This is a genomic window from Paenibacillus sp. GSMTC-2017, from assembly GCF_016019935.1.
In the GTDB taxonomy this organism is placed as follows: Bacteria; Bacillota; Bacilli; order Paenibacillales; family Paenibacillaceae; genus Pristimantibacillus.
Genome location: NZ_JAECMT010000002.1, coordinates 414045 through 432426 on the forward strand (window position 1 = coordinate 414045; position 18382 = coordinate 432426).

General features: G+C 41.6%; 19 protein-coding genes and 1 riboswitch. All 19 genes read right to left on the reverse strand.

Annotated elements, in window-relative coordinates:
• Positions 1–96: 96 nt before the first annotated feature.
• On the reverse strand, positions 97–1563 hold the full coding sequence (locus tag I6N90_RS09270) for a HAMP domain-containing sensor histidine kinase (RefSeq protein WP_232242817.1): 1467 nt from the start codon (positions 1561–1563) through the stop codon (positions 97–99).
• Positions 1564–2280: a response regulator transcription factor gene (locus I6N90_RS09275; protein WP_197935238.1), complete on the reverse strand. Its 717-nt coding sequence runs from the start codon at positions 2278–2280 to the stop codon at positions 1564–1566.
• A gap of 27 nt (positions 2281–2307) precedes the next feature.
• Complete coding sequence (gene ccsA / locus I6N90_RS09280) at positions 2308–3573, reverse strand: cytochrome c biogenesis protein CcsA (RefSeq protein ID WP_332262432.1); 1266 nt, start codon at positions 3571–3573, stop codon at positions 2308–2310.
• Positions 3570–5246 (reverse strand): cytochrome c biogenesis protein ResB, encoded by a 1677-nt coding sequence (gene resB, locus I6N90_RS09285; RefSeq protein ID WP_197935239.1) that lies wholly within the window; start codon positions 5244–5246, stop codon positions 3570–3572. The genes ccsA and resB overlap by 4 nt, the downstream gene beginning before the upstream one ends.
• Positions 5247–5257: 11 nt before the next feature.
• Positions 5258–5788, reverse strand: coding sequence for a redoxin domain-containing protein (locus I6N90_RS09290; RefSeq protein WP_197935240.1), 531 nt, complete (start codon positions 5786–5788; stop codon positions 5258–5260).
• Between the two features lie 84 nt (positions 5789–5872).
• The gene (locus tag I6N90_RS09295; protein ID WP_197935241.1) at positions 5873–6616 is read right to left on the reverse strand and encodes a pseudouridine synthase; all 744 of its coding nucleotides are present in this window, start codon (positions 6614–6616) and stop codon (positions 5873–5875) included.
• Between the two features lie 57 nt (positions 6617–6673).
• Positions 6674–7207, reverse strand: coding sequence for a spore maturation protein (locus I6N90_RS09300; protein WP_269669472.1), 534 nt, complete (start codon positions 7205–7207; stop codon positions 6674–6676).
• A complete protein-coding gene (locus I6N90_RS09305) occupies positions 7200–7859 on the reverse strand; it encodes a nucleoside recognition domain-containing protein (RefSeq protein ID WP_197935242.1) in 660 nt (219 codons plus the stop codon). Before I6N90_RS09305 ends, I6N90_RS09300 begins: the two co-directional genes overlap by 8 nt.
• 121 nt (positions 7860–7980) lie before the next feature.
• Positions 7981–9069, reverse strand: coding sequence for a D-alanyl-D-alanine carboxypeptidase family protein (locus I6N90_RS09310; protein ID WP_197935243.1), 1089 nt, complete (start codon positions 9067–9069; stop codon positions 7981–7983).
• Positions 9070–9225: 156 nt separating this feature from the next.
• Entirely contained in the window at positions 9226–9717 is a 492-nt protein-coding gene (gene ytfJ, locus I6N90_RS09315; protein ID WP_197935244.1) for a GerW family sporulation protein, read from the reverse strand.
• Entirely contained in the window at positions 9690–10385 is a 696-nt protein-coding gene (locus tag I6N90_RS09320; protein WP_232242819.1) for a DUF2953 domain-containing protein, read from the reverse strand. Before I6N90_RS09320 ends, ytfJ begins: the two co-directional genes overlap by 28 nt.
• Before the next feature lie 54 nt (positions 10386–10439).
• Positions 10440–11042: an SMC-Scp complex subunit ScpB gene (gene scpB, locus I6N90_RS09325; protein ID WP_197935246.1), complete on the reverse strand. Its 603-nt coding sequence runs from the start codon at positions 11040–11042 to the stop codon at positions 10440–10442.
• On the reverse strand, positions 11011–11790 hold the full coding sequence (locus I6N90_RS09330) for a segregation and condensation protein A (protein ID WP_197935247.1): 780 nt from the start codon (positions 11788–11790) through the stop codon (positions 11011–11013). The genes scpB and I6N90_RS09330 overlap by 32 nt, the downstream gene beginning before the upstream one ends.
• A gap of 35 nt (positions 11791–11825) precedes the next feature.
• A complete protein-coding gene (ribH, locus tag I6N90_RS09335) occupies positions 11826–12296 on the reverse strand; it encodes a 6,7-dimethyl-8-ribityllumazine synthase (protein WP_197935248.1) in 471 nt (156 codons plus the stop codon).
• A gap of 22 nt (positions 12297–12318) precedes the next feature.
• On the reverse strand, positions 12319–13587 hold the full coding sequence (locus tag I6N90_RS09340) for a bifunctional 3,4-dihydroxy-2-butanone-4-phosphate synthase/GTP cyclohydrolase II (RefSeq protein WP_197935249.1): 1269 nt from the start codon (positions 13585–13587) through the stop codon (positions 12319–12321).
• Positions 13588–13643: 56 nt separating this feature from the next.
• Positions 13644–14309 (reverse strand): riboflavin synthase, encoded by a 666-nt coding sequence (gene ribE / locus I6N90_RS09345; RefSeq protein WP_197935250.1) that lies wholly within the window; start codon positions 14307–14309, stop codon positions 13644–13646.
• 22 nt (positions 14310–14331) lie between these two features.
• A complete protein-coding gene (gene ribD / locus I6N90_RS09350) occupies positions 14332–15441 on the reverse strand; it encodes a bifunctional diaminohydroxyphosphoribosylaminopyrimidine deaminase/5-amino-6-(5-phosphoribosylamino)uracil reductase RibD (protein ID WP_232242821.1) in 1110 nt (369 codons plus the stop codon).
• A 221-nt stretch (positions 15442–15662) separates the two neighbouring features.
• Positions 15663–15867: riboswitch (FMN riboswitch) on the reverse strand.
• Positions 15868–16562: 695 nt separating this feature from the next.
• Positions 16563–16994, reverse strand: coding sequence for a peptidylprolyl isomerase (locus I6N90_RS09355; RefSeq protein WP_197935251.1), 432 nt, complete (start codon positions 16992–16994; stop codon positions 16563–16565).
• Positions 16995–17045: 51 nt separating this feature from the next.
• Positions 17046–18377: a diaminopimelate decarboxylase gene (lysA, locus tag I6N90_RS09360; protein ID WP_197935829.1), complete on the reverse strand. Its 1332-nt coding sequence runs from the start codon at positions 18375–18377 to the stop codon at positions 17046–17048.
• Positions 18378–18382 lie beyond the last annotated feature (5 nt).

Here is an 18382-nt window from a genome sequence, read left to right on the forward strand (position 1 = left end):
AGATTAATCTTCTTGCTTCAACAAAAACAGCGTCCCCGCTTAGGGACGCTGTTTTTTCTTTCTACCTTATTGGACAACATCTTTTTCAGATAGACATTATTCATGCACTTCGACAGGAAGCAGCATTGTGAATAACGTACCCGTTTCATAGGTGCTATCCACAACAATTTTCCCATGATGGAGATCGATTAAATTTTTGACAATAGCAAGTCCTAGCCCAGTTCCTCCTGAGGAACCTCTTTTCCTCGCCTTGTCCGCTTTATAAAATCGTTCGAAAATATAAGGAATATCATCAGGAGTAATCCCTTGTCCTTCATCCTTCACTTTCAATTGAATGTAGCCAGTCTCATTAATAATGAGACTTTCGCCAGAAATGGTAATAGCCTTTCCACTCGGTGTATGTCTTAGTGCATTATCCAGAAGATTCGTCAACACTTGTTCTAAACGATCCTCATCGCCTTGCAGCATCGCAAGCGGGTACTCCGGAATTTCCATATGAAGCGTCACTTCACGCTCCTTAGCATAAACATGGAACTTCCTATGAACTCGTTTCACAACATTACGTACATCAACCTCTTGAAAGTGCATATCGACATGGCCGGCTTCCATTCTCGCAATGTCCAGAAAATCATTCACTAAGCGACCCATACGTAATGATTCATCATAGATGACCTGGACTAGCTCCTTACGCTCTTCTGGAGAAACGACGATATCATCTAGAAGTGCTTCACTGTAGCCTTGCAGCATGGATAGAGGCGTTCTGATTTCATGTGAAATGTTCGCTACGAAATCACGACGAAGCTTCTCAAGCTTATGCTCCTCCGTTACATTACGAATAACGGCTACTGCTCCGCGTACAACTCCACCGGATTGAAGTGGAGCCATAACGACAGACCAGACACTGCTATGCACATGAACCTTCCCTGTTAGATCTTGTCCTTCTTCTCTAACATCCTGAAAGAGCTGACGAAGCGGCATCGGAACACTTGTAAACGAAGGCCCGTCATCTTCATTAGACTCTTCCTCCCATCCAGATTCAAGAGATGCCCATTGCTTGATCAGCATATGACCACTTGGATTTGTCAAAATGACTTGTCCATCGGCATCAAAAGTAATGACCGAGTCGCCCATACTTCTCAAAACGCTAGCAAGATGATTTTTCTCATGATTCAAATCATGGATTAGTTTATCCAATTGCTCCGTCATATGATTAAACGTATTGGCTAATTGACCAATTTCATCGGAGGAGCGAATATTGACCCGCGTACTATAGTCACCTTGTGAGACTGAATCTGCCGCATTTTTGAGTAGCAAAAGCGGTTGCTGAATTTTGTTTGATAAGAAAAAAGCAAAAAACGTTGATAACAAAAATCCAATGATCGCAGTAATAATAAAAAGGAGTTTAATATCATTTGCATCACTATGAAACCAAATATCGATGTACGATAAAAGGAATACGCCTAAAATTAATAGCACTACCGCCACGAGCAGCATAATTGTAGCCCAAAGCTTGCCAATTACGCTATGCCATAATAAACGGGCCATTCGATCCCATAACTTCATTTATTTCGGAACCTCGAGCTTATAGCCTACGCCCCAAACTGTCGTAATCATCGTTGCTGCTTCAGTAGATACTTTATTCAGCTTCTCACGAAGTCTTTTCACGTGAGTGTCTACTGTACGCAAGTCACCAAAAAATTCATAGTTCCATACGTCTTTGAGTAGTTCCTCACGAGAAAACACCTTATCAGGCGATACAGCCAAATAATGTAGCAACTCATATTCTTTAGGCGTTAAGCTAACTTCTTGTCCGCCCGCTGATACACGATGAGCATCATGCTCAATAACGAGATGAGGGAACACAATATTGTTACTTGTGTTAAGCTCCTTCGTTAAAAATGCTGTTGCAGAAGAGCGTCTTAGAATAGCTTTCACTCTATAAATAACTTCACGAGGGCTAAATGGTTTTACAACATAATCATCAGCGCCAACTTCAAATCCTTGAACTCTATTCATCTCTTCGCCTTTTGCCGTTAACATGATGACTGGTGTTGCTTTGATCTGGCGAAGCCTTGAACAGACTTCAACCCCATCGATTCCAGGCAACATCACATCAAGCAAAATAAGTGCATAATCTGTATTCGATGCAAGTCTTAGAGCTGATTCACCATCTTCGGCCTCATCAATCGTATAGCCCTCTTTCTCCAAATACATCTTAAGCAGACGGCGAATACGTTCTTCATCATCTACGACCAAAATGCGGTTCGCATAATCAGACATTCAAATCAGCTCCTCTCATTAGCTACATTATGTTCCAGAATAGGAATGCAATCCTGCGATAATTAAGTTAACACCAATTAACGTAAATAATACGATTACAAATCCGATTACAGCAAGCCATGCGGAAGGTAATCCCTGCCATCCTTTTGACAGACGGAAATGCAAGTATGCGCTGTAGAATAACCATGTAATAAGCGCCCAAACTTCCTTCGGATCCCAACCCCAGAACCTACCCCAAGCTATTTCTGCCCATATCATCGCGAAGATGAGTGCTCCAAGAGTAAAGATTGGGAAACCGATTGCAATCGCACGATAACTGATCTCATCCAAATCATCTGGATCGATATCTTGCATAACGGGATGAATAACAGCTCCCAATCGTTTACGAAATAGTAATCGAAGCAAGCCATACAGCAATGTACCAGCAATAATCGACCAAACTACCGTATTCAACTTCCGACCTGCATTTACTCCGTCCATCCAATGTGGAGCCTCAAACAATGGCTTGTCCATACCGAGGAAAGATTCAACACTTACTACTTCGCTGTTATAAGGTTTAACAATTGGCGGTAAGTAATACTTCACATTAGAAACTGTTGATTGCTCTGCACCAAGGTTGTCGATTGTGACTTGCTCTTGTGTAAACTCAGCAACATAACCCATTCCACGGAATGTAAATACTGCAATAATAAAGCCGACAATGACGATTATCGAATAAAGCGTAAACTCTATCCAAAATTGTGATCGACGTGCTGCTTTTGTTTTATCTTCAAAATTAACGACTCTAAGCAAATACATAAGTCCCGCTGCAAATCCTACTGCAAAAAATGCTTCCCCAAGAGCTGCTGTTGTTACATGAACTTTTAGCCAAATGGAGTTAAGAGCAGGAATTAACGGCTGTACTTCTTGCGGGAAAACTGAAGCATACGCAATAATGATAACCGTTAAAGGTAGTGCAAACATACCTAGTAATGGCTTGCGGTACATCGCATATACAATCGTGTAAGCGATCATAATAGCCATACCGAGGAATGTCATAAACTCATACATATTACTAGTTGGAATCTGTTTCATCGGACTTCCGAACCAACGGGTAAAGAAAAACGTAAGATGTGCAGCAAGACCAGTAGTTGAGACGATAAATGCTATTCTACCCCATCGTTTCACATGTTCTACCGGATCTCGATTGCTCCATTTCTTACCTGCTATTGCGATAACATAAAACATAAAGGCGAAGCAGTATAGAAAAAATGCCGCCATAAACGCATCGCTGCTAAACTCCAATAATGTCACGCGTTTTTCCCTCCGTTATCAAGCGTCTTAGGATCTATTGTTATCCCTATCTTCTTCAAGGCAAACGCAATATCCGAACGCATGCCAAACCAATTTTTGTTTGTATGTGCCCCGAGTGATAACTTTCCATTATCGATACGAAGCCATATTCTACGATGCTGCCAATAAGATCCCATAATTAGACCTACCATGGAGAAGATTGCTCCGACCCAAAGATACGGTAATGCACGATCTACACGAACATTCAGAAACGTCGTTGCCTCAGAGAAATCGACATTTTCCATTCCATCCACACGAATTTCAAGTTTATCTGCGAGGTCGCGATTGATTGTGTCTTGTGCAAACTTCACTTTATCCTTTTGCATAGGGAAGTAAATATATGGTTCCCCTTCTTTTGCAAGACCTGGCCCTGTAATATTAAAGACGAATGCAGGTGCTTTTGGTTCTCTGGACAAGGTAGTCGGTTTGCCTTCACTATTCAATGCAAATTCCATGTAATTCGCAAATAAGTCGAGCGTGTACGGCCCAAGCTTATATTGCAGTGCAGCATCTTTCATCGGGAGATCAAACGACCCATATTTTTCTCCAGTTTGCTTATCTTCCAATATCGGCTTCACTGCATTCAAACGTGGTGTTAGATCAAAGTCAAATTGATACAATTTGAGACCTTCATGTGTCAGTGGATCATTTACGATAATGTTATGTTCCTTCACCATTTCTAAAACAGGCTTATTAAGCGGGTCGCTGCAATTGCTTACACACTCATATAGAATTGCTTGTGTTTCAAATTTTTTCGCCCGGTTCATCCCCTGTAACTGCTCTGGCAATTCATCATTGCTATAAAACTCCACTGTGAACTTTTCACTTTTAATGTAGTAGTTAGTCCCAGCTATATGTACTGTGTCACCGTCTGGGATCGTAACGTAGCTATCCATCTGCCAGCCTGGAATGCTACGAGCAAGAATAGCTAGTAGAAACAAAATTAGACCAATATGGTTAATGTATGGCCCCCATCTACTGAACCTGTTCTTTTCAGCTAAAAGAGCAGTACCTGTTCCTTCTTCGTAATGAACCTTGTACCCTTTTCGCTTTAATTGTGCACCAAATTTTGCTGCCCATTCCGCTTCATTTGAGTCAATATCAGTTCTGTAAACTGCTTTTTGACGCATAATAAATTGTAAATGTTTACGAATTTGCTGTTTCTTCAGTGCTCGATATAACGGTAAAACTCGATCTAAGCTACATATGACCAGTGAAGTGCCGATCATAACAAGTAGACCGATAAACCACCAGCTCTCAAACGTATGCGAAAGGCCTAATTCATAATAAATTTTACCGAGTAAACCGTAATTTTCTTCGTAATAAACAGATGCATCAAAATTGTTAATAAACGTACTTTCCTGCGGATAGATCGTACCTAACATCGCTGTTACAAAAGTAATAACGATTAGATAGATTGCACTCTTCACAGAGGAGAAGAAACTCCATATTCGGTCAATGTAACTAGGATCACTCTTCTGTGAACGTCTAGCAACACCATCGTAACGCATTTCAAGCGGCTCGTCCGAATGCTCCAACTCTTTAAGTAAGGGCTTTCCACACGATTCACAAAGTACGGTCCCTACTGAATTTTGATGGCCGCACTCACATTTCGTATTTTCAAGTGCTAACACTAGATGACCTCCTAAAGCTTAAGCAAACGTTCAACCCGCTCATTAATATCTTCTTCTAGCATACCTCCGACTACAACTTCCATCAAAGTGCCGTCGGGCTTAACGAAAAATGTAGTTGGATATTGGCGCAATCCATAGCTTCGTTCTACTTTACGATTTACATCACGTAAAATAGGATAGGTTAGATCCATTTGCTTCACAAAATTGTTAACGGTTAACGTATCCTCACTTAAATTTATAGCTAGTATTACGAGTCCACGATCCGTCCACTTTTCATATTGCCTTTGAAACTCAGGCATTTCTCTCACGCAAGGCTCGCAAAATGTACCCCAAAAGTTGATTACAATTGGCTTACCTGCATAATCCGAAAGTCCCTTCACTTGCCCTGCTGTATCAGCAAGCTTGAACTCTGGAGGTTTGCTACCTACTTTTAACAATCCTTTTTCGTCTTTACCAAACAATGTTGTGCTAATCGCATAACCACCAATGATAAATACAGCCAATAAAATAATGATTTGAACAGTCTTTTTCGACTTTCCCACTTCGTCTTCACCACCAGTTCCATAAGCACGACTACTTTGACTTCATTATAACGAAAAGTCGACGGCAATTACTGCCGCCGTCGATTACTTTTTATGAACTTTATGTGTCTTAAGTGCACACGCTAGAAGCTCTTGCACTTCTTTTTCCGTTAGATGACGATACTTGCCACGAGCTAAGTTATGAAGACTTAAATCACCAAATTTGATACGCTTCAGACGAACAACTTTATGGTTTATCGCCTCAAACATTCTCCTTACTTGACGGTTACGCCCTTCATAAATCGTGATGGAAATGGTAGCTTCTTTTTTTTCTTGATCGACATCATGATATTCGACCTCTGCAGGTGCTGTCATTCCATCCTCAAGCAAAATACCTCTTTGTAATTGCTCAAGCGCTGTTCCATGAGGAATTCCTTTTACAGTCGCATGATAGGTTTTCGGTACATGATGACTTGGGTGCGTCAGCAAATTTGCGAATTCACCATCATTCGTTAGCAAAAGCAATCCTTCCGTATCATAATCTAGCCGGCCGACGGGATATACCCTTTCCTTAATGCCTGGCAAGAAGTCAGTTACAATTTTGCGTCCTTGTGGATCTTTTGCGCTTGTTATTACGCCTTTTGATTTGTTAAGCATCAAATAAAGCTTCTGTTCGCCGCGAACCGTTTTGCCGTTCACTGTAATGACATCGGTAGCTGGATCAGCTTTTACTCCAAGAGTCGTAACTTTCTCACCGTTAACTTCAACGGCTCCTGACAGGATAAGCTCTTCGCATTTGCGACGTGAAGCAACCCCTGCCTGTGCTAAAATTTTCTGTAAACGTTCCACTGCTTTCACCTCACTCTACATCATAACGATATAGCGAGCAAAGCACAAGCGTAGCGCTCAGAATATGTAGAGACAAATTGCAATTGCTGCAAAAAAACCGACAATATCTGAGAATAGACCCACTTTCAATGCATAACGAGTCCTTCTTACTGCAATTGCGCCAAAATAAACGGTAAGTACATACAACGTCGTATCTGTACTTCCTTGAATGGTAGATGCTATTCGTCCTATCATCGAATCAGGTCCATACGTTTGAATAAGATCAGCTGTAAAAGCTAACGAGCCAGCACCTGTGAGCGGTCTTAATATACCAAGTGGTAATACTTCACTTGGTATACCAACCCAATCAAATAGTGGTCTCACAGCAGAAAGCATAATATCCATAGCGCCTGAAGCCCGAAACATACTAATGGCAACCATCATTCCCACTAATGGCGGAATGATACTAATTGCTGTACTAAACCCATCCTTTGCACCTTCCACAAATGTTTCATATACAGGAATCTTCCTTCTTACAGCCCCATACAGAGGAATAAATACGATTATTGCCGGTATCATCCATGCGGAAAGCTTTGTAAATAGCTCATACAAGCTCGCCACCTCCCGATGTTTGAGCAGGTAAGGTATTGTTTCTCGTTTTGCCAGTTGGTGGGGCTAATGGCGGCAGCTTAGATCGATTACGGTACCAACGGTCTGCTGCAATTGCTGCGGCCGTGGCCACGATCGTTGCTGCTATCGTTGTACCTATAATTTCAGCAGGATTTGCAGAACCATAATTCATCCGAATTGCGATTAATGTGGTTGGGATAATCGTGATGCTTGAGGTGTTGAGTGCGAGTAGGGTGCACATTGCGGGTGTTGCTGTATCTTTATTGGGGTTCAGCTTTTGAAGTTCTTGCATCGCTTTGATGCCCATAGGTGTAGCCGCATTACCTAGTCCAAATAAATTGGCACTTAAATTACTCATAATATATCCGATTGCAGGATGGTCCTTCGGAATATCTGGAAATAACCATCTAACAATCGGACGTAACATACGAGCTAACTTTTTCAGTAATCCAGCATCTTCAGCGATACGCATCATCCCAAGCCAAAATACCATTATGCTGATTAAACCAAAACTGACGGTGACGCCTGACTTTGCACCTTCGAAGGCAGCCTGCGTCACCGTATCCATTTTGCCTGTGATAGCTGCTACAACAACACTCACAACGATAAAAAACAACCATATCCAATTTACCATAACAACAAACCTCCCCTTACAAACAATAGCTTTTGTGAGTACTCTTGTACCCTCTCTCCCAGAAGGTCAAGCTAATCACTTCGCCATATTAATTGCTAACCAATTTTCCCAATACTATAATTCATTTATTTGGAAGCGATAATCGTGTGCTACCACTATCGTAAACAGGTACAGAACCAATTAATTTGTTATTCAAATAAAATTGTAAATATCCTCGATCACCTAATGCATATTGCATGGATGTCGAGTCGATAAGAACAAGTTTTGACTCTACTCCGCCCACTTCTTCTGACTCAAGTGGGTAATTAAAGCTTTGACCAACTGCCAAAGGATAACCAGAAATGTCATTACCCCTTTCAACGACTGTTTTTAATGGAAAATGTTTATATCCCCAATCGAGCATATTGCGGTGATCAGCCCAATCGTCACCATCATTAATGGTTACAGCAGCAAGCTTTTGCCCATTACGAGTTGCAGAGCTTACCAAGCAACGAAACGACTTTTTGGTATACCCTGTTTTCACACCGTCTGCACCTTCATACATGTTAAGCATTTTGTTTTTGTTCGTCCATCGATAATCCCATGGATCATGAGGGTTTGGTGCTCGTTTCTCCTTCGTACTCACAATTTCTGCGAAAGCTTCATTTTTTAGCGCATAAGCTGACAGCTTGGCCAAATCATTGGCTGACGAATAATGATTATCCTCATCTAAACCATGTGGGTTCATAAAATGAGAATTCGTTAATCCGATTTGAATTGCTTTTTCATTCATCAAATGAACAAAGCCTTCCTCAGAACCGCCAACATGCTCTGCAATTGCGGTTGCAGCGTCATTGCCTGATCGTAGCATTAATCCAAAGAGCATATCTTTTAAGTTCATCTGCTCATCAAGCTGAAGATAGATGGAAGAACCTTCTTTTCCTACAGCACGCTTGGATGTTTTTACTGTGTCAGATAGATTGCCATGCTCAATAGCTACAATCGCAGTCATAATTTTAGTTAAGCTGGCAATTCTCATCGGTGTATCACCATTGTTGCTATAGAGTAGTCGTCCAGACTCAACATCAATTAGTGCTGCTGCTCTTGCATTAGTTCCAATTGCAGCTGGTGATGCTTGTACATGCTGAGCTGGACTCACATATAAACTGACAAGGGCTACCGTTACAATAAAAGTTGTTAACCGAATGTGTAGTAGCTTTTTGAAGATCATGTTGTTTTTTACTCCTCTCGGTGTGTTAGCGTCAGTTGTCCTAGGGTAGTACATGCTACGTTAGTATATGCTTGTATCAGCCTCGGTAGACGAGCAAAAAACAACTAAAAAAATGAAAAACTGCCCTCGCGGGCAGTTAGCTTGCTTTTAGGCTGACTAATTCCCTAAAGAATCATCAGTCACATGTCCATCTATAATTGTTGTTGTTGTGGCAGTATATTCAGCATTACTATTTCCAGACTGCTGTTTCATCATGCCCTGAAGTTTATCAAACACTTTTGGAGCAGAATCGATCACTTTTTCAATCAGATGTGTTCCGTTATCAAGCGGCACAATCTTTACACCGTTTGTTCCAACGACTAAGAATGCAATTGGTGTAATCGACACACCGCCCCCGCTACCACCACCGAATGGTAACGATACTGTTGCATGATGTGAATCATTTCCTGAACTGCCGTGTTTGTCATTGTTCTCCGTTCGAATATCGCTGCCTCCAGCGACAAATCCGAAACCTACTTTGGAGATTGGCATAATAATACTACCGTCTGGCGTTTGAACAGGGTCACCTACTATCGTGTTTACGTCGACCATTTCTTTAATATTTTCCATTGCAGTTTGCATTAGGCCTTGAATAGGGTGTTCTGCCATGCTTTGACGCCTCCTTTCCATTTCTTCATGCGAACTAATAGTTGCAGTCCGGCAAGGATAGCATAACCGAAGCGGATTTGAGCTATACACGACCATTCAGTAGCAAATGTAGACTGTTGAAAGTTCGGGTTCACTTCCATCGTTGGCTGACCCTTTACATGAACCATTTGGGAAATTAAACCTATAATCGATGTCTTAACAGACCAAAGTGTACCCGTCGCCATAGCGGTCCACATCGCATCACCAGTACCTACTGTAGTATTCCACCGCCACTCTGTAATGCTAACCTTTGACAAAGTCCCTTTGACCCATCCCTTTAGATCACGCGTTATATGGAAAATATGTTTGACCTTATCAATAAAGCTAGTCACTTTCTCTGCATCAATTTCATCATTAAATTGTTTCCATGTATTTATTCCAACGTCAGAATTACTTACTTCCTCCTCCAGTTTCAGTGATCTACCTGTAAAACTTACATATGGTATTTTGTATCGGTATCGGATTAGACCGAACAGCGCCTTTATGTTTAGCTCCGCATCTTCACTTTCCCCTACTCGCCGAATAGTACCATTCACCACGACAGGAGAAGCTGAAACTATAATCACGATGAGCAAAAAAAAGAGACCGCCCGCCATTATCCAACCGTAAGGGTGACTGAGCATCAACATGCTCCCTCCGTTCCCTAATATAGGTTGAATATAGTATGGCCCTGCGGTCAATTCTCATTCTTTCATTTCATCAATTGTCATTTGCCGTCCATCTAATCTTTCAAACAACATCTGAGTTTGTTCATCCAGAGCATCCTCAACATCAACATGTTTAGGTTCTGGCAAACCTTTAATCGAAGCTAATCCGAAATAATCAAGGAATGATTTCGTTGTTCCGTATAGGATTGGTCTTCCTATTGCTTCCGCTCTACCTACTTCTTCGATCAGATCTTTAGAAACTAAAGATTGAATTGCACGATCACTTTTTACACCACGTATTTCCTCGATATCAATCCGTGTAATAGGCTGCCTATAAGCAACAATAGACAACGTCTCTAATGCAGCTTGCGACAATTGCGCCCTTGTAGGAGAATAAGCCATTCTTTCGAAATAAGGAGCGTGCTCAGGATGTGTAGTCATCCGATATGCAGAGGCTACTTCCGTAATCTGCACACCTCTTCCTTCACGCTCCAAGTCCCGTTGAAGATCATAGACAAGCTCCGATGCAAAATCGGTATCAAGCTCCAATATGTCCGAAAGTTGACGTTTCGTTAACCCTTCGTCGCCTGCCATAAATAGTAGTCCTTCAATAATCGACTTCAACTTCTGAAAATCCATCTCCGCTGGTCTCTCCTCTCCAATGAATAACGATATCTTCAAAGAGCGAATGTTGAAAACAACGGATATGCTTCATCTTCATTAGCTCCAAGATCGCAAGGAACGTCACGACTACTTCATGTCTATTCATGTTTTCACGAATAAGCTTTGAAAATCTTACCGTTTCATATTGTTTTAATACTTCAACAATATCTCTAATTCGATCTTTTACTGATATTTCATCACGTTGAACCGTTGCAATTATATTCCTTCTTGCCGCTCTTCGAAGTGCCTTCTGAAATGCAGCGACTAAATCTGATAAATGCAGACCTTCAACTGGGTTGACCTTCTCTTCCTTCTGGAAGGGAGTCATATCTTCGGGCTCTCTTGAGAAAATAAGACTTCTCTCCAGTTCCTTTTCCCGAAGTTGTTCTGCGATCTGCTTAAATTTCCGATATTCCACTAGTTTTTGGATTAGCTCATCGCGTGGGTCCAGTCCATCATCTTGCCAATCATCGTATTCTTCCTCGAATATAGGCGGCTTTGGCAGAAGTTGCTTGCTCTTAATCGCAAGCAGTGTTGCAGCCATCACTAGAAATTCACTTGTTACTTCAAGTTCAAGCTCTTTCATCGCATCCAAATATTCTAAATACTGAGTCGTAATTTCGCTGATGGACACTTCGTGGATATCGATTTCAGACTTATCGATCAAATGAAGCAATAAATCTAGTGGCCCTTCGAACGCATCAAGCTTGTAAAGCACAGACACTGAGTAGTAACCTCCCGCATAAAGCGCTGGAGAGATTAACCCTGCAGCTGCTTCGTTAAATTAGCCATTTCAATAGCGGTAACTGCCGCTTCATATCCTTTATTACCGGCTTTAGTTCCTGCACGTTCGATTGCTTGCTCAATCGAATCAACGGTCAAGACACCAAAGATTGTTGGAACACCCGTTTTAAGAGCAACAGCGGAAACACCTTTAGCAGCTTCGTTGCACACATAGTCAAAATGTGGTGTTGAACCACGAATAACAGCCCCTAGTGTAATAACCGCATCATATTTGCCACTTTCCGCCATCTTTTGAGCGATTAGAGGAATTTCAAATGCACCTGGAACCCATGCCACTTCTACATCAGATTCTTCTGCACCGTGACGTTTGAATGCATCAAGTGCTCCACCAAGTAGCTTACCAGATATAAATTCGTTGAATCTACCTACAACTACACCATATTTTAAACCTTTTGTTACTAAATGTCCCTCATAATATTTCGTCATGTTAATAACTTCCTCTCCATTTTTAATTTTTCTGCTCTGGCACTGCTACTTCGGATACCATTTCGGAGCCTTCGAAACGAAGCATATGGCCTAGCTTTGCTTTTTTTGTACGCAAATAATTATTGTTACTTTCGTTTGCTTCCATTTGGATCGGCACTCGTTCCACAACTTCTAGACCATAACCTTCTAGTCCTCTAATTTTACGAGGATTGTTTGTCAGCAATCGCATCTTCGTTACGCCGAGATCTTTCAAAATTTGAGCACCTATACCATATTCCCGCAAGTCAGGTGCAAATCCTAGCTTTATATTCGCCTCAACTGTATCGAAACCTTGCTCTTGCAATTCATAAGCCTTGAGCTTATTAATCAAACCGATGCCGCGTCCTTCTTGACGCATGTAGAGCAGAATACCGCTCCCTGCTTTTTCAATCTGACTTAGGGCTGCTGCTAGCTGAGGACCGCAGTCACAACGATGAGAATGGAAGACGTCGCCTGTAAGGCATTCTGAGTGAACTCTAACTAATACTGGTGAATCAGAATTAATTTCTCCTTTAACAAGAGCGACATGCTCCTTCTGATCCACTTGATTTGTATATGCTATTGCACGGAACTGACCAAAATCCGTTGGCATCTTCACGTCAACTGCACGTTCAACCAGTTTTTCTTTCTCGTTTCGATATCGGATAAGCTCCTTAATGGTAATGAGTTTCAAGCCATGTTTTGCTTTGAACTCAATAAGATCAGGAAGTCTCGCCATCGTGCCATCTTCTTTAATAATTTCACAAATAACTGCTGCAGGTTCTGAACCGCTTAGCTTTGCTAAATCAATAGCCGCTTCAGTATGTCCGGCACGTCTTAGTACGCCACCCTCTTTAGCTATTAGCGGGAAAATATGACCAGGCCTGCGGAAATCAGCAGCTTTTGCATTAGGGTCAATTAATGCTTTTACCGTTAATGAGCGCTCATAAGCAGAAATACCCGTTGTCGTTGACGTATGATCGACTGAAACGGTAAATGCAGTACCATGATAATCTGTATTTTGTGTAACCATAGGTGGTAAATCAAGCTCATTTGCACGCTCTTGAGTTATTGGAACACATACAAGTCCACGCGCTTCAGAAATCATAAAGTTAATAACTTCAGGAGTTGTTTTATCAGCTAGTGCAATCAGATCACCTTCGTTCTCACGATCCTCATCATCAACCACGATAATTGGCCTGCCACTCTTTAAGTCTTGAACAGCGTCTTCAATGCGGTCAAAATCGTATTCATCCCCACGATTGGTTTCCATTCCGTTTCCCTCCTCTATATAGCTCATCCTTAAGTTATCCGCTTTAACATGTACATCTATAAGAAGCCATGTTCCGCTAAATAAGCTGTTGATAACTTCGAAGTTTCTCCGCGTTTTTGCGATTCTGGTTCTCTGAAGTGAAGTAAATGATCTACATATTTACCGATGATGTCACTTTCTATGTTTACAGTTTCGCCTATACGTCTATTTTGAAGAGCTGTTTCGGCTAATGTATGTGGGATTATCGATACTGTAAAGCCATCTTCCGTCGTATCCACAACAGTTAAACTAATGCCATCGATCGTAACAGAACCTTTTGGGATAATGTAGCGAAGCTGCTTCGGATCTTCTAGCCGAATCGTAAACACAACTGCATTAGCATCAACTTTACGTGATAGTACATGTCCTATCCCGTCAACATGACCTTGTACAATATGTCCACCAAATCTGGCGCCAGCTTGCATTGCTCGTTCTAAATTAATAGGCTCGCCGGTCTTTAGTTCATTCAAACTTGATTTTCGATATGTCTCTGGCATTACATCAACGGAGAAACTTGAGCGGTCAAAAGAAGTTACCGTTAGACAAACACCATTTACTGCTATACTGTCACCGAGCTTTACATCCTTTGTCACAATAGTTGCTCCTACAGTTATAACCATTGCCTCACCTTGTCTGGAGACACTTTTTAATCGGCCTACTTCTTCAACTAATCCAGTAAACATTTCTTCACTCCTTTCTGCTGATCTATTGGTTCACGTATATTGGATAGCCAGTGACACAAATATCCTCGCCAGCCATTTCAATTTTCATTTGTCCCAATTGAATTGCTTCACTCATTAGTTTACGTCCGTTAAAAGTGAAGTTTTGCGGAGCGAGCTGACCTCCAATAATTTTTGGGGCAAAAAATAATATAACTTTATCAATTAGTCCAGCATCAAGCATTGCCCCGTTCAGCTTTCCTCCGCCTTCAAGGAGGATCGAACCAATTTCATTTTTACCTAGCTCTTTCATTCCATACATGAGATCAACATCCCGTCCATCACCACATACGATAATTTCAACACCAGCATCAATTAGTTGACTACGCTTTGCAGGGTCAGCATGACTTGTCGTTAGCACAATCGTCCGTGCCGATCTATCCGTTACAACACGAGATTCTAAAGGCAGTCTAAGTTTAGAATCGACAATGATTCGTACTGGATCAATAGCTGGTACTGAAGCTCGTGTAGTTAGCAAGGGATCGTCCGCTAGGACTGTACCAATGCCAACCATAATGCCTCTATGCTGATGACGCAGCATATGCGTCTGTTCTCTAGCTACAGCACCTGTCACCCACTTGCTGTGTCCCGTTTCAGTCGCAATTTTACCATCCAGTGTGCTTGCCGTTTTGAGAGTTACGAATGGTAAAGCACTCGTAATAAATTTGTTGAATTTCTCGTTCATCTGACGTGACTCTGATTCAAGTAAACCAACTTCAACAACAATATTATGCTCCTTTAACCGCTGAATCCCTCTTCCTGCAACAACAGGATTTGGATCTGTAGTCGCAACAACAACTCTTGCCGCATTAGCGGCAATAATTCTATCGCAGCAAGGTGGTGTTTTACCATGATGACTGCAAGGTTCTAATGTAACGTAAACGGTAGCTCCTTCCGCTTCGTCACCTGCCATCTTTAAAGCATGTACCTCTGCATGTCCTTCGCCACGTCTCAAATGCGCACCAATGCCAATAATTCTACCGTCTTTCACAACAACACAACCTACTACTGGGTTAATGTCAGTCTGACCAGAAGCTTTAGCTGCCATGTCAAGAGCAAGTCGCATGTAATACTCATCGTTTAATACATCTAACAAAACAGAAAAACCCCCTCACCGGCTTGCTTGCCGACAGGGGGTCTTAAGATTGTGAGAACTACGACAGAATTGTTTTTGGTTCTAGATCTCCATTTAGATCACAAATAAACCGCAATTACGCAGTTTGAACCAACACAGCTACATTGTCAAAAAAACTTATCCACCTTGTGAAATTACTCACAAGAGAACAAGCTAAAAAGAGCACACGCAGCCTGCCGAAGCTTCTCCTTCTCCCATCCAGACTATACTGTCGGTCCCGGAATTACACCAGGTCCACCGTTCTAACGACTCACTAGAGCAAATTGCTCACAAGAGCTCATTAGCCCGGGTCACGGACTAACGGAAATGCATATTGTGCGGTTGTCCGCTCCATATTGCATTCCGATCACCGCCGGTTGGGAATCTCACCCTACCCCGAAGGAAAGCTAATTATTTATTTTGGTCAATAATGTCCGCTACAAAGCTAAACATTGATGAAATGTTACCATCTAAAAAATAAAAAAGCAAGGATTTTCATCGTTGCTTCTTTTCAGCTCTAACGATTCGGAAGATATTTGCTTTGATACTTCATTTACTTTAAACCGATTCGAAACCTATTTTGGAAATTTCCGTATTAAACACCATCTAAACCATTCTGAAAGGATTTGATATATGAAATACTCCGCAGGCGATGCTAAACTATTCTGCCCCTGTTGTCAAAACGACACTTTTGATAAAGATTATCGTCAACTCAATTCAAGAGGTGCTTCATTTTTAGGTTTAGATTGGGCTAATAAAAATGCAACCATTCTCGTATGTCAACGTTGTACGCACATATCTTGGTTTATGGATGAAGTATTTGCGACAAGTAACTAAAAGCCGTATATCATATACAAGGGATTGATGGTAATGAAGAAAAAAATCGAAGCAAGACTGACAATGTGTTATACAACCTAGACATATTATTAGAACTTTTGATTTACTTACCTCGCCTACTATTTCGACTATTCAAAGCGATAATTAATACTTAATAAAAACGCCACCAGCCCAATTATTTCAAGGCTGGTGGCGTTTTTGTTCAAATGGAATTTTTCCATCTCGATTAAAAGCACAATTACAAATGTATAACTACATTCGTAATATTACCCGTTCGACACTTCAACAGTTTCCATTTTATCTCCATTTTTAAGCGCGTCAACAAATTCCATACCTTTTGTTACTTTGCCGAACACAGTGTGTCCGCCATCAAGGTGTGGTTGTGGTTGGTAACAAATATAGAACTGGCTACCTCCAGTGTTGCGTCCAGCATGTGCCATAGCAAGAGTGCCACGCTCATGTTTGTTAGGGTTGATTTCACAGTTGATTGTGTAACCAGGGCCACCTGCTCCGCTACCATTCGGGCATCCGCCTTGAGCAACGAAACCTGGAATAACGCGGTGGAAAGACAAGCCATTGTAGAAACCATCGTTTACTAGCTTCTCAAAGTTTGCTACCGTATTTGGAGCATCTGTATCGAACAAGTCCAAATGAACTTCTCCGCCGTTTGCTAATTTAATTTTTGCTTGTTTTGCCATTTTGCATCTACCTCTCTTTTTCCGAATAGTACTACGTTACCAATTTTGCTCTTACTTCGCAAGTGTGGATTTTTGTAGTCTTGCCGGAATGACATCATTGCACACAATATTGTCCAGAGATTCACGCTTAACAGCAAGGTCAGCTACACCATCTTTTACGAATACGACTGCTGGGCGACGAATACGGTTATAGTTGCTCGCCATTGCATAGTTATAAGCGCCTGTGCAGAATACAGCTAACAAATCTCCGCTTTCAGCTTTTGGAAGTTCAAGATCCCAAATTAACATATCACCGCTTTCACAGCACTTTCCTGCGATAGAAACCGTTTCTTCTGTAGCATCATTAGCACGATTAGCCAAAATCGCTTCATATCGTGATTGGTAAAGCGCTGGACGCGGATTATCAGTCATACCGCCATCAACAGCAATGTATTTACGAACGCCTGGAATGTGCTTGCTTGTCCCAACTGTGTATAGTGTTGTTCCTGCATCACCGACCATACTCCGACCTGGTTCTACCCAAATTTCTGGCAACGGAAAGTCAGCATTTGTGAAATTAGTTTTGATCGCACCTGTAATTGCACCAACATAATCACTTATAGGAAGCGGAGTATCTCCGTCTACATAACGAATACCAAAACCTCCGCCGAGGTTGATAACTTTAAACGTTAAACCAAGCTCATCACGAATTGCAACTGCAAATGCAGAAACTTTATCTACTGCCATACGGAAACCTTCTACTTCAAAGATTTGAGAACCGATATGGGAATGTACACCAAGTACGATAAGGTTTGAAAGGCTCATTGCTGTTTGGATCGCTTGTTTCGCTGAACCGTTGCCCAAATCGAATCCAAACTTGGAATCTTGTTGGCCTGTTGAAATATAGTCATGTGTATGTGCTTCTACACCTGGTGTAATACGAAGAAGAATATTCACTTTTTTACCTTTGTCGCCAGCTAAAGCGTTTAGAAGATCAAGCTCATTGAAGTTGTCCACTACAAAACAGCCTATACCTGCATCTAATGCCATATTGATCTCGTCAGGAGTTTTGTTATTGCCATGGAAGTGAATGCGCTCCACAGGGAAACCTGCTTGCAATGCTGTATAAAGTTCGCCGTCAGATACTACGTCAAGCGATAAACCTTCTTGTTCAGCAATCGCGCACATTGCCATAACACTAAATGCTTTACTTGCATAGGCTACTTGAAATTTCAATCCAGATGCTTTAAAAGCTTCTACATATTCGCTTGCACGCTTGCGAATAAGCGCTTCGTCGACAATATATAGCGGTGTGCCGAACTGCCCTGCCAAATCGGTTACGTCACAACCACCGATCTCTAAATGACCTTTAGTGTTAATGTTGCTAGTTCCATGTAGAAACATTGCTA

Coding starts and splice junctions, on each gene's coding strand:
- I6N90_RS09270 (WP_232242817.1), bottom strand. CDS start 1,563: ATGAAGTTATGGGATCGAATGGCCCGTTTATTATGGCATAGCGTAATT.
- I6N90_RS09275 (WP_197935238.1), bottom strand. CDS start 2,280: ATGTCTGATTATGCGAACCGCATTTTGGTCGTAGATGATGAAGAACGT.
- I6N90_RS09305 (WP_197935242.1), bottom strand. CDS start 7,859: ATGGTAAATTGGATATGGTTGTTTTTTATCGTTGTGAGTGTTGTTGTA.
- I6N90_RS09310 (WP_197935243.1), bottom strand. CDS start 9,069: ATGATCTTCAAAAAGCTACTACACATTCGGTTAACAACTTTTATTGTA.
- ytfJ (WP_197935244.1), bottom strand. CDS start 9,717: ATGGCAGAACACCCTATTCAAGGCCTAATGCAAACTGCAATGGAAAAT.
- I6N90_RS09320 (WP_232242819.1), bottom strand. CDS start 10,385: ATGTTGATGCTCAGTCACCCTTACGGTTGGATAATGGCGGGCGGTCTC.
- scpB (WP_197935246.1), bottom strand. CDS start 11,042: ATGGATTTTCAGAAGTTGAAGTCGATTATTGAAGGACTACTATTTATG.
- ribH (WP_197935248.1), bottom strand. CDS start 12,296: ATGACGAAATATTATGAGGGACATTTAGTAACAAAAGGTTTAAAATAT.
- I6N90_RS09340 (WP_197935249.1), bottom strand. CDS start 13,587: ATGGAAACCAATCGTGGGGATGAATACGATTTTGACCGCATTGAAGAC.
- ribE (WP_197935250.1), bottom strand. CDS start 14,309: ATGTTTACTGGATTAGTTGAAGAAGTAGGCCGATTAAAAAGTGTCTCC.
- I6N90_RS09355 (WP_197935251.1), bottom strand. CDS start 16,994: ATGGCAAAACAAGCAAAAATTAAATTAGCAAACGGCGGAGAAGTTCAT.
- lysA (WP_197935829.1), bottom strand. CDS start 18,377: ATGTTTCTACATGGAACTAGCAACATTAACACTAAAGGTCATTTAGAG.